Here is a 16,564-nt window from a genome sequence, read left to right on the forward strand (position 1 = left end):
CTTAATCAATCGATTGATTAATTTTTATCGTGCGATGACGACAACTCCTGTGACAACCAAAGGCGAACAAGCCAAAAGCCAGCTCATTGCCGCAGCCATCGCCCAGTTCGGCGAATACGGCCTGCACGCCACCACCCGCGATATTGCCGCGCAGGCCGGGCAAAATATCGCGGCGATCCCCTACTATTTTGGTTCCAAGGACGATCTCTATCTCGCCTGCGCCCAGTGGATTGCCGATTTTATCAGCCATAATTTTCGTCCGCATGCCGAAGCGGCGGAAACACTGCTGGCGACAGCTTCTCCGGATAAGGCGGCGATTCGGGTTCTGATTCTGCGCGCCTGTCAGAATATGATTTTGCTGCTGACCCAGGATGACACGGTCAATTTGAGCAAATTCATCTCCCGCGAGCAGCTTTCTCCTACCCCGGCCTACCAGCTCATCCACGGGCAGGTGATTGCGCCGCTCCATCGCTACCTGACCCGTTTAATCGGCGCCTTTACCGGCCTCGATGCCGATGACACGGCAATGATTCTGCACACCCACGCGCTGCTGGGAGAGATTCTGGCCTTCCGCCTTGGGCGGGAAACCATTTTGCTGCGCACCGGATGGACGCAGTTCGACGAAGAAAAAACTGAGCAAATTTATCAGGTTATCGCCTGCCATATTGATTTCGTTCTGCAAGGGTTATTGCAAAGGAGCCAGGGATCATGAAAAAACCCGTCATCATCGTTTTGTTCATACTGCTGCTGATTGCCGCATTCGGCGGCGGCTGGTGGTGGTATCAAAGCAGCCAGCAAAGGGAGCTGACTCTGTATGGCAACGTCGATATTCGTACCGTGAACATGAGCTTCCGCGTCGGCGGACGACTGGCATCGCTGAACGTTGATGAGGGCGATAAGATTCAGGCCGGGCAAATACTCGGCCAGCTGGATCGCGCCCCGTATGAGAACGCCTTACAGCAGGCTCAGGCGAATGTCTCCACCGCTCAGGCGCAGTATGATCTGATGATGGCTGGCTACCGGGCAGAAGAGATAGCCCAGGCCGCCGCCGCCGTCAAACAGGCGCAGGCCGCGTACGATTACGCGCAGAACTTTTACCAGCGCCAGCTGGGGCTGCGTCAGAACAGCGCCATCTCGGTGAACGATTTGGAAAACGCGCGCTCCTCCCGCGACCAGGCTCAGGCGACGCTAAAGTCCGCGCAGGACAAGCTGCGCCAGTATCGCGCCGGCAACCGGCCGCAGGAAATCGCCCAGGCCAAAGCCAGCCTTGAACAGGCGCAGGCGGCCCTGGCGCAGGCTAAACTCGACCTGCACGATACCACGCTTATCGCCCCTTCCGACGGCACGCTGATGACCCGCGCCGTCGAACCGGGTAGCATGCTCAGCGCCGGCGGCACGGTCATGACGCTGTCGCTGACTCACCCGGTATGGGTCCGGGCCTACATTGATGAAAAAAATCTCGGCCAGGCGGTGCCCGGACGAGAAGTGCTGCTCTATACCGATAGTCGCCCGAATCAGCCCTGGCACGGCAAGATTGGCTTTGTGTCGCCAGTCGCCGAATTCACGCCGAAGACCGTTGAGACGCCAGATTTACGTACTGACCTCGTCTATCGCCTGCGTATTGTCGTCACCGATGCGGATGATTCGCTGCGCCAGGGGATGCCGGTGACCGTCACCTTCAGCAGCGGGAACGGACATGAGTGAGGACGTTATCACGCTCAGCGGGCTAACCCGCCGCTTCGCCGGCATGGATCGGCCCGCCGTTGCGCCGCTCAACTGCACTATCCGCGCCGGCTATGTTACTGGTCTGGTCGGCCCTGACGGCGCCGGGAAAACCACCTTGATGCGCATGCTCGCCGGGCTTCTGAAGGCCGATGACGGCACCGCCAGGGTGATCGGTTTCGACCCGATTGCCGACGATAGCGCGCTGCACGCGGTGCTCGGCTATATGCCGCAAAAATTCGGCCTGTACGAAGACCTGACGGTCATGGAAAACCTCTCGCTGTATGCCGACCTGCGCAGCGTTACCGGCGAAACGCGCAGGAACACCTTCGCTCGCCTGCTGGAATTTACCTCCCTCGGCCCCTTTACCGATCGCCTGGCGGGGAAACTTTCCGGCGGGATGAAGCAGAAACTGGGGCTCGCCTGCACCCTGGTGGGTGAGCCAAAAGTCCTGCTGCTTGATGAGCCAGGGGTCGGGGTTGATCCTATCTCCCGCCGTGAACTGTGGCAAATGGTGCACGAACTGGCCGGTGACGGGATGCTGATCCTCTGGAGCACCTCCTACCTTGATGAAGCAGAACAGTGCCGCGACGTCCTGCTGATGAATGAAGGCCAGCTGCTTTATCAGGGCGAGCCGAAAGCGTTGACCCAAACCATGGCCGGTCGCAGTTTCCTCGTCTCCAGCCGCCAGGAAAATAACCGTCGCCTCCTGCAACGAGCGCTGAAGCTGCCGCAGATCAGCGATGGCGTCATTCAGGGGAAATCGGTACGCCTGATCCTGAAAAAAGAGGCCACCGTTGAAGAGGTGCAGCGCAACGCTAGCATGCCGACGCTGGAGATTGCCGAAACCGCACCGCGCTTTGAAGATGCATTCATCGATCTGCTGGGCGGCGCCGCGACCGCGGAATCGCCGCTGGGCGAAATTATCCATCGCGTAGAGGGCACGGCCGATGAGACGGTGATTGAAGCGCAGAGCCTGACCAAAAAATTCGGCGACTTCGCCGCCACCGACCACGTAGATTTTCGCGTCAAACGTGGGGAAATTTTCGGCCTGCTTGGCCCCAACGGCGCCGGCAAATCCACGACCTTTAAAATGATGTGCGGCCTGCTGGTGCCGACCTCCGGCAAGGCGCTGGTTCTGGGAATGGATCTGAAAGTCAGTTCCGGGAAAGCGCGCCAGCATCTCGGCTATATGGCGCAGAAGTTTTCGCTGTACGGTAACCTGACCGTTGAGCAAAACCTGCGCTTCTTCTCGGGCGTTTATGGCCTGCGTGGTCGGGTCCAGAACGAGAAAATCTCCCGGATGAGCGACGCTTTTGGTCTGAAAAGCATCGCCAGCCATGCGGCCGATGAGCTGCCGCTGGGGTATAAGCAGCGTCTGGCGCTGGCCTGCTCGCTGATGCATGAACCCGATATTCTGTTTCTCGATGAGCCGACGTCAGGCGTCGACCCCATTACCCGCCGCGAGTTCTGGCTGCATATTAATAGCATGGTGGATAAAGGGGTGACGGTGATGGTGACGACCCACTTTATGGATGAAGCCGAATATTGCGATCGTATTGGTCTGGTGTATCACGGCAAGCTGATCGCCAGCGGCACGCCGGATGCGCTAAAAGCGCTGGCGGCAAATGATCAACAGCCCGATCCCACGATGGAGCAGGCCTTTATCACCCTGATCCACGACTGGGATAAGGAGAATGCCGGTGAGCGCTAAAATCCTCTCATGGCGACGCGTGCGCGCCCTGTGCGTCAAAGAGACGCGGCAGATCGTCCGTGACCCCAGCAGCTGGCTGATTGCGGTGGTCATTCCGCTGCTGCTGCTGTTTATCTTCGGCTACGGGATCAATCTCGACTCCAGCAAGCTCAAAGTCGGCGTACTGCTGGAGCAACAAAGCGAAGAGGCGCTGGATTTCGTCCACGCCATGACCGGCTCACCCTATATTGACGCCACGGTCAGCGACAATCGCCAGCAGCTGATTGAGATGATGCAGGCCGGGCGCATTCGTGGGCTGGTGGTCATCCCGGTAGACTTCGATCAGAAGATGGCGCGCCCCGGCGATAATGCTCCCATCCAGCTGATTACCGACGGCAGCGAACCCAATACCGCCAACTTTGCCCAGGGCTACGTGGAGGGCATCTGGCAAATCTGGCAGCAGCAGCGCGCGGAAGATCGCGGGGAAACCTTCGAACCGCTGATTGATGTACAGATGCGCTACTGGTTTAACCCCGCGGCCATCAGCCAGCACTTTATTATTCCCGGCGCCATTACCATCATTATGACGGTGGTCGGCGCGATTCTGACCTCGCTGGTGGTGGCCCGCGAATGGGAGCGCGGGACCATGGAGGCGCTGCTGTCGACGGAAATCACCCGCGCGGAGCTGCTGCTGTGTAAGCTGATTCCCTACTATTTCCTCGGCATGCTGGCGATGCTGCTGTGCATGCTGGTGGCGGTGTTCATCCTCGGCGTGCCGTTTCGCGGTTCGCTGGTGATTCTGTTCTTGATAACCAGCCTGTTTTTGCTCAGCACCCTCGGGATGGGGCTGCTCATTTCGACCATCACCCGCAATCAGTTTAACGCCGCGCAGGTCGCTCTGAACGCCGCCTTTCTGCCCTCAATTATGCTCTCCGGGTTTATTTTCCAGATTGACAGTATGCCGGCGGTGATCCGTGCGGTGACCTACATCATCCCGGCGCGCTATTTCGTCAGCACGCTGCAAAGCCTGTTTCTCGCCGGTAATATTCCGCTGGTGCTGCTGGTGAACACGCTGTTTTTAATCGCCTCGGCGGTGATGTTTATCGGCCTGACCTGGCTGAAAACCAAACGGCGTCTGGATTAATTCCCCTGCGCGCTTTCCCCGGGTTGCGGCGTGAACGTCTTGCCCGGGCTACCAGGGCGCAGTTTCGGTAATGATGTTGGTCGGGTAAGCGCTGCGCCACCCGACATGAGGAAAGTACTATGTTTCATCGCTTATGGACCTTGATTCGTAAAGAGCTGCAATCGCTGCTGCGCGAACCGCAAACGCGCGCCATTTTGATTATGCCGGTTCTGATTCAGGTGCTGCTGTTTCCCTTCGCCGCAACGCTGGAAGTGACCAACGCCACCATTGCCATCTACAACGAAGACAACGGCCGTCACGCGGTAGAACTGACCCAGCGTTTCGCCCGGGCTAAGGCCTTTACCCATGTGATGCTCCTCAAGAGCCCGCAGGAGATCCGCCCGACGATTGATGAGCAAAAAGCGCTGTTGCTCATCCGCTTCCCGGCGGACTTCTCGCGCAATCTCGACACCAACCAGCCCGCACCGCTCCAGCTCTTACTGGACGGACGCAACTCGAACAGCGCGCAAATCGCCGCCAACTATCTCCAGCAGATCGTCAAAAACTATCAGCAGGAGCTGCTGGAAGGGAAAGCGAAGCCGAACAACAGCGAGCTGATCGTGCGCAACTGGTATAACCCGAATCTCGATTACAAATGGTTTGTGGTCCCGTCGCTGATCGCGATGATCACCACCATCGGGGTGATGATCGTCACGTCTCTCTCGGTGGCCCGCGAGCGGGAGCAAGGCACGCTCGATCAGCTACTGGTTTCGCCGCTGGCCACCTGGCAAATTTTCGTTGGCAAAGCGGTCCCGGCGCTGATTGTCGCCACGCTGCAGGCGAGCATCGTGCTGGCTATCGGCATCTGGGCGTATCAAATCCCCTTCGCCGGTTCGCTGCTGCTGTTTTACTTTACGATGGTCATTTACGGTTTGTCGCTGGTGGGATTCGGTCTGCTGATTTCGTCTTTGTGCTCAACCCAGCAGCAGGCTTTCATCGGCGTTTTCGTCTTTATGATGCCGGCGATCCTGCTCTCCGGCTACGTCTCGCCGGTTGAGAATATGCCGCAGTGGCTGCAGGACGTGACATGGATAAACCCGATTCGTCACTTTACTGACATCACCAAGCAGATTTATTTGAAGGATGCGAGTCTGGAGATTGTTTGGGGAAGTTTGTGGCCGCTACTGGTCATAGCGGCCACGACGGGTTCAGCGGCGTATGCGATGTTCCGCAGAAAGATCGCCTAATCGCCGCTATCGTTCAAATCTGCTGCCGGCGGATTTGAACGGCCCCGTTCGCACAGCTACCTGTGCTTCTGGGGATTGGCAGCGTTACCGCCTTGCTGCAGCCCGAACGCTCGGTGCTTATCTTTCGCCAGCAAGGAGACCACGGCCGGGCCTGCCAGAATCGCCACCCCGGCGACAGCCAGCAGCAGATTATTGTGCAGCACGCGCGACAGCAGCCACAGCACGATAACCGCTACGCCAAAGTACCAGGTGGTGGTGAGTTCCTCAAGGAAGTCACCGACATCGCGCCAGCGTGCTTCGTGGTGACGCTGTAAAAACAGCATCGACAGTAACGTGACGCCGTACAGTACGCACAGCCCTAATCCGACGCGAACCAGCGCGCCACCCATCCAACCCATCACCAGTACTGCCACGACCAGTAGATGCAACATAATCTGCCAGCAACTGAGGCCAGTTGCGACGCGTACACGTTGTTGCCACTTCATGGCTTCTCTCCTGAAGGATCTTTATCTGTAACTCAGAGTACCGCACTTTACGGAAAATTCCGGAACACCGCATCTTTTTGTGACACCTACTACACTATTTCATTCAGGAAAGTGACATTGACCGGGGAAATATGGCTGAGCAAACGTGCAGATTTTCGTTAAACGTGCTGACAATTAACATCCATAAAGGCTTTACGACGTTTAATCGACGCTTCATGTTGCCGGCACTGCGCGACGCCATCCGCAGCGTCAGCGCCGACATCGTCTGTCTGCAGGAGGTTACCGGGGCGCATGAGATTCATTCGCTGCAGATCGAAAACTGGCCCGACAGCAGCCATTATGAGTTTCTTGCCGATACCCTATGGAGCGAATACGCCTACGGACGCAACGCGGTCTACCCCGAAGGCCATCACGGTAATGCCGTGCTCTCCCGCTTTCCTATTGAATATAATGAAAATATTGATATCTCCGTTGGCAACAGCGAAAAGCGCGGTCTGCTCTACTGCCGAATCGTTCCGCCGCAAAGCGCGGCGCTACACCTGATTTGTGTGCACCTCGGCCTGAGTGCGCGGCAACGATCGGCCCAGCTGGCAATGCTCGCCAGGCGGGTCAACGACCTGCCCGCCCGGCAGCCGGTGGTGGTGGCCGGCGATTTTAACGACTGGCGCCAGCAGGCCAACCGGGTGCTAAAGTCGCAGGCCGGGCTGGAGGAGATCTTTACCCGCGCCCATGGCCGCCCGGCGAGAACCTTCCCGGCGCGTCTTCCGCTCCTGCGCCTTGACCGGATCTACGTGAAAAATGCCCATGCCAGCCACCCGACGGCGTTGCCACTTCGGGCCTGGCGTCACCTCTCTGATCATGCCCCGCTGAGCGTGGAGATTCATCTATGAAATGCAGCTGGCAGGAAGGAAACCGCATCCAGCTCCTGGAGAACGGCGATAACTACTATCCGGCACTGTTTGCCGCCATCGCCCGCGCGCAGCGCAAAGTGATCCTCGAAACGTTTATCTGGTTTGAAGATGACGTGGGCTGGCAGCTGCACGCCGTGCTGTTAAAAGCCGCACGCCGCGGGATACGGGTCGAAGTACTGCTCGACGGCTACGGTTCTCCCGACCTGAGTGAGCGTTTCGTCAATGAGCTGAGTGCCGCCGGCGTGATTTTTCGCTACTACGATCCGCGCCCGCGCCTGTTCGGCATGCGCACCAATCTGTTCCGCCGCATGCACCGCAAAATCGTGGTGATCGATGAGACGACGGCCTTCGTCGGGGGCATCAATTACTCCGCCGAGCACATGACCGACTACGGCCCGGAGGCAAAGCAGGATTATGCTGTTCAGGTGGAGGGACCGGTGGTGCAGGATATCCTGCAATTTGAGCTGGAAAATCTCCCGGCCAGCGAAGAGACGCGCCGCTGGTGGCTCCGGCGTCGACACCAGCCGGCGATCAACCGCAGCCCCGGAGAAGCGCAGGCGCTGTTTGTCTGGCGGGATAATCAAGAACATCGCGATGATATTGAACGCCATTATCTCAAGATGCTGGCTAACGCCCGCCGGGAAGTGATCATTGCCAACGCCTACTTTTTCCCCGGCTACCGGCTGCTGCATGCGATGCGTAACGCCGCCCGCCGCGGCGTACGGGTTAAGCTGATCGTGCAGGGCGAGCCGGATATCCCAATCGTTAAAGTCGGCGCCCGCCTGCTGTATCGCTATCTGGTCAACGGGGGCGTACAGATATTTGAGTATCGCCGCCGGCCGCTGCACGGCAAAGTTGCCCTCGCCGACGACCATTGGGCCACCGTCGGCTCGAGCAATCTCGACCCGCTGAGCCTCTCATTAAATCTGGAAGCTAACCTGATTATCCACGATCGTCAGTTTAACCAGACCTTGCGCGATAACCTCAACGGACTGATCGCCGAGGACTGCATGCAAGTGGACAAGTCGATGTTGCCAAAGCGCAGCTGGTGGAATGTGGGTACCAGCGTACTGGCCTTCCACTTTCTGCGCCACTTCCCGGCGTGGATAGGCTGGTTGCCTGCCCACACGCCGCATCTGGCGCGGGTCCGACCGCCGGTGCAGCCAGAAATTGAAACCCAGGATCGGCTGGATGCGACCAATCAGGAGGTAAAACCCTGATGGCAAAATCACACCCTCGCAGGCGGATGGCGAAAAAGATCTTTACCGTCATTTTCTTCCTCGCCGTGACGGCCCTGCTGGTGGTTTATGCGCAAAAAGTAGACTGGCCGGCGGTCTGGAAGGTGATTCGTCACTACGATCGCACCGCTCTGCTCGGCGCGGTGGGGCTGACGATAGCGAGCTACCTGATTTATGGCTGCTACGATCTGCTGGGGCGCGCCTGGTGCGGACATAAACTGGCTAAACGGCAGGTGATGCTGGTGTCGTTTATCTGCTACGCCTTTAATCTGACCCTCAGTACCTGGGTCGGCGGTATCGGTATGCGCTACCGCCTCTATTCGCGTCTCGGTTTGAGCGGCGGGACCATTACGCGCATTTTCTCCTTGAGCATCACCACCAACTGGCTGGGCTTTATTCTGCTGGGCGGCGTGATTTTCAGTGCCAATCTGGTGGCGTTACCGGCGCACTGGTATATCAGCCAGGACACGCTGCGGCTCATCGGGGGCGGACTGCTGGCGATGTCCGCAGTTTATCTGTGGGCCTGCGCCTTCGCCCGTCGGCGCCATCTGACGATTAAAGGCCAACGGCTGGTGCTGCCGTCATGGCGGTTCGCTCTGCTGCAGATGGCGCTTTCGGTGGCAAACTGGATGGTGATGGGCGCGATTATCTGGCTGCTGATGGCGCAGCAGGTCGATTATTTCCTCGTACTGGGCGTGCTGCTGGTCAGCAGTATTGCCGGCGTCATTGTGCATATTCCTGCCGGGATCGGCGTGCTGGAAGCCGTTTTTATCGCCATGCTTTCCGCCGAGTCGATTAGCCGCGGGGCGATTATTGCCGCCCTGCTGGCCTGGCGCGCGCTGTATTACTTTTTGCCGCTGCTTATCGCTACCGTCGGCTATCTGCTGCTGGAGAGTCGGGCGAAAACATTACGCGAAAAGAATCAGCGTAAGCTGGCGGACGGATAAGAGAGAGGGCCGGGGATAATCCGCGCTCCCCGGGCCAGGCGCGGCCCGGGGATCAAAGGCGTTAACGGCGGTTGCCGAAAATACGCAGCAGCATCAGGAACAGGTTGATAAAGTCCAGATACAGCGTCAGCGCGCCGAGAATGGAGTACTTACGCAGCGTGGAGGTGTCTCGCGTATCGATCTGCTCGCCGATGTTTTTCAGTTTCTGCGTGTCATAAGCGGTCAGGCCGACAAACACGATCACCCCGATATAGGTAATCGCCCACATCAGCGCTTCACTCTTCAGCCAGAAGTTGACCAGCGAAGCCAGGACAATACCAATTAAGGCCATAAACAGCATGTTGCCGAAACCGCTGAGATCGCGCTTCGTGGTATAGCCATAGAGGCTCATTATCCCAAACATCCCGCCGCTGACCACAAAGGTGCTGGCAATCGACGAATAGGTATAGACAAGGAAGATACTGGATAGGGTCAGTCCGGTCAGCGCCGAATAGAACATAAACAGCGTGGTCGCCATCCCTGCGCTCAGGCGCTGCACCATCCCGGAAAGCACGAATACCAGCGCCAGCTGGGCGATAATCAAACCAAAAAAGGTTATTTTGCTGGAAAAGACAAACATCATGACCGCCGGCGTATTGGCGGCAAACCATGCAATGAATGCCGTCAACAGCAGCCCGACCGTCATCCAGCCGTAAACCTGGGCCATATAGGTTTGCAGGCCGCTGCGCGCCTGAATAATGGAATCTGAACGAGGGAATCTGTCCATGACTGTCTCCTGATTAACACGTTTTCTCTTAGTAAGCGTACCACACTACCAGCGCTCTGCCGCCTGGCGATCGCTATCGCGTGCATCCACCCAGCGTTCGCCTTCCGGTGTCGCTTCCCGCTTCCAGAACGGCGCGCGGGTTTTCAGGTAATCCATAATGAACTCTCCGGCGGCAAAAGCGCTGCTGCGGTGCGCGCTGGTCACGCCAACGAACACAATCTCTTCGCCTGGCCACATTTCGCCGATGCGGTGAATCACCGTCACCCGGCCGAGCGGCCAACGTTCGCGCGCCAGCTCAACGATTTCCGCCAGCGATTTTTCCGTCATTCCCGGGTAGTGTTCGAGGGTCAGCGCCTTAACGCTGTCCCCGAGATTGTGATTACGTACTTTTCCGGTAAAAGTGACCACCGCGCCGTCTTCATCGCGTTCGGCCAGCCACGGATATTCGTCGCCGACGCAAAAACGATCGTGGCTGACGATAATGCGAGTCTGCGTCATTTAACCTCCCGTAACCGGCGGAAAGAACGCCACTTCGTCGCCGGCCACCAGCGGATGGTCAAAGGGGGCCAGCGTCTGGTTTACCGCCGCCAGCAGTTTGCCCTCTTCCAGCGCCAGCGCCCAACGTTCGCTGCGGCCGGCAAGCTGACGCCGTACGGTTTCGACCGTCGACAGCGCATCGACCTCAAGGGTCAGGGATTCAGTGCCAACCAGTTCACGCACCTGGGCAAAAAACAGAACCTTAATCATGAGTCTCGTCCGCCTTGAAATCCCCGGATTTGCCGCCGCTTTTCGCCAGCAGACGCACCGGGCCAATCACCATATCTTTTTGCACCGCTTTGCACATATCGTAAATCGTCAGCGCCGCCACGGAAGCAGCGGTCAGCGCTTCCATCTCCACGCCGGTTTTGCCGGTCAGACGGCACAGCGATTCGATGCGTACCCGGTTGTGTTCCGGCTGGGCCTGCAAATTGACCTCGACTTTACTCAGCATCAGCGGGTGACACAGCGGGATCAGCTCCCAGGTGCGTTTTGCCGCCTGGATACCGGCAATGCGGGCGGTGGCGAAGACATCGCCTTTATGGTGGCTGCCGTCGATGATCATCGCCAGCGTCTCCGGCCGCATTTCAACATAGGCTTCAGCCCGGGCTTCGCGTACCGTCTCGGCCTTGGCAGAAACATCGACCATGTGCGCCTCGCCGGCGGCGTTAATATGGGTGAGTTGTGACATCGCTTATTTCTTAAGATGAGAGATAAAGTTACATGGGCGCGTACGGGCATCCAGCTGCGGAGCAATGATATTTTCCCACGCGGTGCGACAGGCTTTGGTTGAGCCCGGCATGGCAAAAATCAGCGTGCGATTCGCCATGCCGGCAATGGCCCGGGACTGCAGCGTCGAGGTGCCGATTTCTTCAAAGGAAAGCATGCGGAAAACTTCGCCAAACCCTTCGACTTCACGGTCAAACAGCGGCCGCAGCGCCTCCGGGGCCTGATCCCCGTCGGTAAACCCGGTTCCACCGGTGATCAGCACCACCTGCACATCATCGCTGGCTATCCACGCCGAGACCCGGGCGCGGATGTCATAGCGGTTCTCTTTAACAATCGCCTTATCAACAATACGGTGGCCCGCTTCCTGCGCCGCATCACGCAGCCAGTGGCCTGAGGTATCATCCTCTTCGCCACGCCGGCTGGAGACGGTGAGAATAGCAATACGGGTCGGGTTAAACTCAGCGCTGGCCTGACTCATCTGTTCGCTCCTTTAGAATCAATTATCCGCCAATATACGACAGGTTTTGCGTAATACCGGTGTTGCCCTGATGCAGGAAATGGGTTTGTTTTTTATGGGTTAATGCTTCGGAGATGCGCGCTTCCAGCGCCGCCTGCTGCTGGTCCTCGACAAGCAGGTCGCGCAGATCCACGCCGCCGTCGCCGAACAGACACAGATGCAGTTTGCCCACGGAGGAGACGCGGAGACGGTTGCAGCTGGCGCAGAAATCTTTCTCGTACGGCATGATTAAGCCAATTTCCCCGGCGTAATCCGGGTGACAAAAGACCTGGGCCGGGCCGTCGCTGCGCTGGCTGATCTGGTGGATCCAGCCGCGACGCAGTAGCTCGTCGCGCAGCACCATGCCGGAAATATGGTGACGCCGGAACAGGTCGCTGCCCTCGCCGGTTTCCATCAGCTCGATGAAACGCAGCTGAATGCGTCGGGGTTGGATCCACGCGAGGAAGGTGTCGAGCTGATGATGGTTCACATCGCGCATCAGCACGGTATTGACCTTCACCTTCTCAAAACCGGCGGCAAAGGCGGCATCAATGCCGTCCATGACCTGGTGAAATTTATCCTGCCCGGTAATGGCGTGAAACTGGCGCGCGTCGAGGCTGTCAACGCTGACGTTAATCGCCGTCAGTCCGGCATCACGCCACTGGCTGACGTCGCGGGCCAGACGATAGCCATTGGTGGTGACCGCTATCTGGCGAATCGCGCTGTTTTCACGTACGGCGGCGATGATATCGGCAAAGTCGCGGCGTAAAGAGGGTTCGCCGCCGGTCAGCCGCACCTTCTCGGTGCCGAGGGCAGAGAAAGCGCGCGTGACGCGGCGTACTTCATCAACGCTGAGAAAGCCTTTGTTGGTGACCGCGCCGGGTTTGTAACCATCCGGCAGGCAGTAGGTGCAACGAAAGTTACACACATCGGTAATTGACAGGCGCAAGTAATAAAACTTACGCGCAAATGCATCGGTAAGCTGTGAAGCCATATACACCTTTCCAAGTACGGGAGACGCGGTCATTTCTTCCCACGCCCTGGTGACAAGCGAGGCTGTCACGGCCAAAGCACCATATCTTGCGACACAGGCACAGAGGCTAGAGTGTTAACTGGTTTATGCCGATAGTAGCGCGGAAACGACAGTTTCGCCATTCTCACTTTCGTTATATAATCATGTATATATCGACACAATCGTGCATTTTCGGTACAGAATAGCCAAAAACCAGGCTTTTGCATTGATATCGGTCATTTTGTCAGGATCCGGGCATCGTCTTTTAGGGGTAGATCGGTTACTGTGAGCCCGTTTAATTGAGATAAGGAATGTGTATGCGCACTCGTACGTTCGCCGATCTGGATCGCGTAGTGGCACTTGGCGGAGGACACGGTCTGGGCCGGGTGATGTCGTCACTCTCATCGCTCGGCTCACGTCTTACCGGGATCGTCACGACTACCGATAACGGCGGCTCGACGGGGCGAATTCGCCGTTCCGAAGGCGGCATCGCCTGGGGCGATATGCGCAACTGCCTTAACCAGCTGATCGCCGAACCCAGCATTGCTTCGGCGATGTTTGAGTACCGTTTCTCCGGTAATGGCGAACTTTCCGGGCATAACCTCGGAAATCTGATGTTAAAGGCTCTGGATCACCTGAGCGTACGGCCTTTAGAGGCGATCAATTTAATCAGAAATCTGCTAAAAGTGGACGCATTCCTGATTCCGATGTCGGAACAACCTGTGGATCTGATGGCCATTGACCACGAAGGCCATGAAGTCTACGGCGAAGTCAATATCGACCAGTTGCCCTGCGTCCCGAAGGAGCTGATGCTCTCCCCACCGGTGCCGGCGACCCGCGAAGCGGTAGAGGCTATCGCAGAAGCCGATTTAATCCTGATTGGCCCCGGAAGTTTCTATACCAGCCTGCTGCCGATTCTGCTGCTCGATGAGATGGCGCAGGCGCTGCGCCGAACGCCGGCGACCATGGTCTTTATCGACAATCTCGGCAAAGAACACAGCCCGGCCGCGAATCTGACGCTGGCGGACAGGGTCGGGATTATGGAGCACTATGTTGGCAAGCGAGTGATCGATGCCATCGTTGTTGGGCCGAAAACCGATACTACCGGTCTGGAAAACCGGGCGATTGTGCAAACGCCGCTGGATGCCGCAGATGTTCCCTATCGCCACGACCGGGTGCTGTTACGTAACGCGCTGGAAAAAGCGATCCAGGCTTTAGGTTAGCTCGCGGGAGACGAGAAGGCGCGGGTAACGACGCGCCAGACCTTTATATTAAAATATTAAGGTTGTCTTAAAATAAAAGTGGCACCATGGCAACTATCTTAGTCCCAGGATTGTTGCTATGTCGTTATTCACTTTACGTCGGCCGGTCATGAGCCGTACGGTTTATCTGATAATTTTTGCCCTCTATGTCGGGCTGCTGCTCAATCTCGCGTTCTATCGTCAGGTGTTCACCCTGCTGCCGGTAAACAGCCTGCACAACTGGCTGGTGTTCCTCAGCATGCCGGTGGTTGCCTTCAGCGTAATGAATATTCTCACCACGCTCGCCTCGTTCCTCAAGCTCGACCGCCTCGTTATTAGCCTGTTTATTCTGCTGAGCGCCTCGGCCCAGTATTTTATCTGGAGCTTCGGCGTCGTCATCGACCGCGCCATGATTACCAACATTCTGGATACCACGCCGGCGGAAAGCTTCGCCCTGATGTCCGGTAAGATGGTGCTGACGCTGGGACTGTCCGGTGTTCTGATGGTCGCTTTCGCCTGGTGGATAAAAATCAGTAAAGCCAAAACGGTGTGGCGCAGCATCGCGGTACGTCTGCTGAATATCCTCGTATCGGCCCTGCTGATCGTTCTGGTCGCTGCGCTGTTTTATAAAGATTACGCCTCGGTCTTTCGCAACAATAAAGAGCTGGTGAAATCCCTGAGCCCCTCCAACAGCATCGTCGCCATCAACTCGTGGTATGCGCACAGCAAGATGGACAACCTGCCGCTGGTAAAAATTGGCGAAGATGCCGTGCAAAAACCCGAAATGCACAGCGGTCCGCGCAAAAACCTGACCATTCTGGTGCTGGGAGAGACATCGCGCGCGCAGAATTTCTCGCTGGGCGGCTACCAACGCGAGACCAATCCGCGACTCAAACAAGATGATGTCATCTACTTTGCGAACACCACCTCGTGCGGCACGGCCACTGCGGTGTCGGTACCCTGCATGTTCTCTAACATGCCGCGTGCGCACTATGATGAAGAACTGGCCCACCATCAGGAAGGCGTTCTCGATATCCTGCAACGCGCCGGCATTCGGGTGTTGTGGAACGACAACGACGGAGGGTGTAAGGGCGCTTGCGATCGCGTCCCGCATCAGAACGTGACCGACCTGAACCTGACCGGTCAGTGCATCGAGGGGGAATGTTACGATGAAGTGCTGTTCCATAATCTGGAGAGCTACATCGACAATCTGCAACAGGACGGAATTATCGTGCTGCACACCATCGGCAGCCACGGTCCGACGTATTACAATCGCTACCCTGCTGAATTCAGAAAATTCACCCCAACCTGCGATACCAACGAAATCCAGAGCTGCAGCCAGCAGCAGTTGACCAACACCTACGATAATACAATTCTGTATATCGACTATGTAGTTGATAAGGCGATAAAATTACTGCAGTCAAAGCAGGATAAATTCACCACCAGCCTGGTTTACCTCTCCGATCATGGCGAGTCGCTGGGCGAAGATGGCGTCTATTTACACGGGCTGCCGTGGTCAATCGCCCCGGAAACGCAAAAGCACGTACCGATGCTGCTGTGGTTGTCCCAGGATTACCAGCAGCGCTATGGCGTTTCCAGCCAGTGTCTGCAACAAAGAGCTAAAACAGACCCTTATTCTCAGGATAATCTGTTTTCTACCTTGCTCGGGCTTCTTGGGGTTGATACCCACGAATACCAGGCAACCGATGATATTTTAACGCCGTGCAGAAGCGAGACCGCCAGATGAAAATCTTAGTCATTGAAGACGACGCACTCCTGTTACAAGGCCTGATCCTGGCAATGCAAAGCGAGGGATATGTCTGTGATGGCGTCGCCACTGCTCACGAGGCCGCCCTGTCCCTCGCCAGCAACCATTACAGCCTGATCGTACTCGACCTCGGCCTGCCGGATGAAGATGGTCTGCACTTCCTGACGCGCATGCGCCGGGAAAAATTCAGCCAGCCGGTTCTGATCCTGACCGCCCGCGATACCGTTGAAGATCGCATCAGCGGTCTCGACACCGGCGCGGATGATTATCTGGTGAAACCTTTCGCGCTGGAAGAGCTGAACGCCCGCATCCGCGCGCTGCTCCGCCGTCATAATAACCAGGGCGACAACGAAATGGCCGTGGGCAACCTGCGGCTGAACATTACCCGTCGCCTGGTATGGCTGGGCGGCGAGGCGCTGGACCTGACGCCGAAAGAGTACGCCTTGCTCTCTCGCCTGATGATGAAAGCAGGCAGCCCGGTACACCGTGAAATTCTCTACAACGATATCTACAGCTGGGACAATGAACCCGCCACCAATACGCTGGAGGTTCATATCCATAACCTGCGCGAAAAAGTGGGCAAAGCCCGCATTCGTACCGTCAGGGGGTTTGGCTATATGCTGGTGAATAATTCAGGAACGGAATAACG

18 protein-coding genes and 1 riboswitch are annotated in these 16,564 nt (G+C 57.3%); of the genes, 11 read left to right on the forward strand and 7 right to left on the reverse strand.

Going from position 1 to position 16,564, the window contains the following annotated elements; genetic code table 11:
- Nucleotides 1-34: 34 nt before the first annotated feature.
- The 5 genes from cecR (at nucleotide 35) to AC007G_RS01075 (ending at nucleotide 5,785) form a co-directional block, all read left to right on the forward strand.
- A complete protein-coding gene (gene cecR / locus AC007G_RS01055) occupies nucleotides 35-712 on the forward strand; it encodes a transcriptional regulator CecR (protein ID WP_032688725.1) in 678 nt (225 codons plus the stop codon).
- Complete coding sequence (gene hlyD, locus AC007G_RS01060) at nucleotides 709-1,704, forward strand: secretion protein HlyD (RefSeq protein ID WP_032688726.1); 996 nt, start codon at nucleotides 709-711, stop codon at nucleotides 1,702-1,704. Before cecR ends, hlyD begins: the two co-directional genes overlap by 4 nt.
- A complete protein-coding gene (locus AC007G_RS01065) occupies nucleotides 1,697-3,436 on the forward strand; it encodes an ATP-binding cassette domain-containing protein (protein ID WP_142630119.1) in 1,740 nt (579 codons plus the stop codon). Before hlyD ends, AC007G_RS01065 begins: the two co-directional genes overlap by 8 nt.
- Nucleotides 3,426-4,559, forward strand: coding sequence for an ABC transporter permease (locus tag AC007G_RS01070; protein ID WP_162180120.1), 1,134 nt, complete (start codon nucleotides 3,426-3,428; stop codon nucleotides 4,557-4,559). Before AC007G_RS01065 ends, AC007G_RS01070 begins: the two co-directional genes overlap by 11 nt.
- Nucleotides 4,560-4,678: 119 nt before the next feature.
- Nucleotides 4,679-5,785, forward strand: a complete 1,107-nt coding sequence (locus AC007G_RS01075) for an ABC transporter permease (protein ID WP_004859781.1) — start codon at nucleotides 4,679-4,681, stop codon at nucleotides 5,783-5,785.
- A 56-nt stretch (nucleotides 5,786-5,841) separates the two neighbouring features.
- Here the strand turns inward: AC007G_RS01075 and AC007G_RS01080 are convergent, their stop codons facing one another.
- Nucleotides 5,842-6,270 carry a YbhQ family protein gene (locus AC007G_RS01080; protein ID WP_046852882.1) on the reverse strand — a complete coding sequence of 143 codons (429 nt, stop codon included), beginning with the start codon at nucleotides 6,268-6,270 and terminating at the stop codon, nucleotides 5,842-5,844.
- A gap of 131 nt (nucleotides 6,271-6,401) precedes the next feature.
- On the opposite strand from AC007G_RS01080, the gene AC007G_RS01085 reads away from it, so the two are divergent.
- Genes AC007G_RS01085 through AC007G_RS01095 form a run of 3 tightly spaced genes read left to right on the forward strand, consistent with a single transcriptional unit; the run spans nucleotide 6,402 to nucleotide 9,366 of the window.
- On the forward strand, nucleotides 6,402-7,160 hold the full coding sequence (locus AC007G_RS01085; protein WP_142630120.1) for an endonuclease/exonuclease/phosphatase family protein: 759 nt from the start codon (nucleotides 6,402-6,404) through the stop codon (nucleotides 7,158-7,160).
- Nucleotides 7,157-8,401, forward strand: coding sequence for a cardiolipin synthase ClsB (gene clsB, locus AC007G_RS01090; protein ID WP_032688732.1), 1,245 nt, complete (start codon nucleotides 7,157-7,159; stop codon nucleotides 8,399-8,401). Before AC007G_RS01085 ends, clsB begins: the two co-directional genes overlap by 4 nt.
- On the forward strand, nucleotides 8,401-9,366 hold the full coding sequence (locus tag AC007G_RS01095) for a lysylphosphatidylglycerol synthase domain-containing protein (protein ID WP_032688733.1): 966 nt from the start codon (nucleotides 8,401-8,403) through the stop codon (nucleotides 9,364-9,366). Before clsB ends, AC007G_RS01095 begins: the two co-directional genes overlap by 1 nt.
- Before the next feature lie 61 nt (nucleotides 9,367-9,427).
- On the opposite strand, the gene AC007G_RS01100 is transcribed toward AC007G_RS01095, so the two are convergent.
- The 6 genes from AC007G_RS01100 to moaA all read right to left on the reverse strand — a co-directional run bounded on the left by AC007G_RS01100 (nucleotide 9,428) and on the right by moaA (nucleotide 12,888).
- Nucleotides 9,428-10,132 (reverse strand): Bax inhibitor-1/YccA family protein, encoded by a 705-nt coding sequence (locus AC007G_RS01100; RefSeq protein ID WP_142630121.1) that lies wholly within the window; start codon nucleotides 10,130-10,132, stop codon nucleotides 9,428-9,430.
- A 45-nt stretch (nucleotides 10,133-10,177) separates the two neighbouring features.
- Complete coding sequence (moaE, locus tag AC007G_RS01105) at nucleotides 10,178-10,630, reverse strand: molybdopterin synthase catalytic subunit MoaE (RefSeq protein WP_004859775.1); 453 nt, start codon at nucleotides 10,628-10,630, stop codon at nucleotides 10,178-10,180.
- Nucleotides 10,631-10,879 (reverse strand): molybdopterin synthase sulfur carrier subunit, encoded by a 249-nt coding sequence (gene moaD / locus AC007G_RS01110; protein WP_032688734.1) that lies wholly within the window; start codon nucleotides 10,877-10,879, stop codon nucleotides 10,631-10,633.
- Nucleotides 10,872-11,360 carry a cyclic pyranopterin monophosphate synthase MoaC gene (gene moaC / locus AC007G_RS01115; protein ID WP_032688736.1) on the reverse strand — a complete coding sequence of 163 codons (489 nt, stop codon included), beginning with the start codon at nucleotides 11,358-11,360 and terminating at the stop codon, nucleotides 10,872-10,874. The genes moaD and moaC overlap by 8 nt, the downstream gene beginning before the upstream one ends.
- Before the next feature lie 3 nt (nucleotides 11,361-11,363).
- Entirely contained in the window at nucleotides 11,364-11,876 is a 513-nt protein-coding gene (moaB, locus tag AC007G_RS01120) for a molybdenum cofactor biosynthesis protein B (protein ID WP_004859772.1), read from the reverse strand.
- A gap of 22 nt (nucleotides 11,877-11,898) precedes the next feature.
- Nucleotides 11,899-12,888: a GTP 3',8-cyclase MoaA gene (moaA, locus tag AC007G_RS01125; RefSeq protein ID WP_049267844.1), complete on the reverse strand. Its 990-nt coding sequence runs from the start codon at nucleotides 12,886-12,888 to the stop codon at nucleotides 11,899-11,901.
- Nucleotides 12,876-13,014, reverse strand: a riboswitch (molybdenum cofactor riboswitch). Its footprint overlaps the gene before it by 13 nt.
- Nucleotides 13,015-13,223: 209 nt before the next feature.
- Here moaA and yvcK point away from each other — a divergent pair.
- The 3 genes from yvcK (at nucleotide 13,224) to pmrA (ending at nucleotide 16,562) form a co-directional block, all read left to right on the forward strand.
- The gene (yvcK, locus tag AC007G_RS01130) at nucleotides 13,224-14,129 is read left to right on the forward strand and encodes a uridine diphosphate-N-acetylglucosamine-binding protein YvcK (RefSeq protein WP_032688739.1); all 906 of its coding nucleotides are present in this window, start codon (nucleotides 13,224-13,226) and stop codon (nucleotides 14,127-14,129) included.
- A 118-nt stretch (nucleotides 14,130-14,247) separates the two neighbouring features.
- Nucleotides 14,248-15,894, forward strand: a complete 1,647-nt coding sequence (gene eptA, locus AC007G_RS01135) for a phosphoethanolamine transferase EptA (RefSeq protein ID WP_142630123.1) — start codon at nucleotides 14,248-14,250, stop codon at nucleotides 15,892-15,894.
- Entirely contained in the window at nucleotides 15,891-16,562 is a 672-nt protein-coding gene (gene pmrA, locus AC007G_RS01140; protein WP_094898452.1) for a two-component system response regulator PmrA, read from the forward strand. The genes eptA and pmrA overlap by 4 nt, the downstream gene beginning before the upstream one ends.
- The last annotated feature ends 2 nt before the right edge of the window (nucleotides 16,563-16,564 follow it).

This window comes from Klebsiella sp. CSG-1, assembly GCF_056521145.1.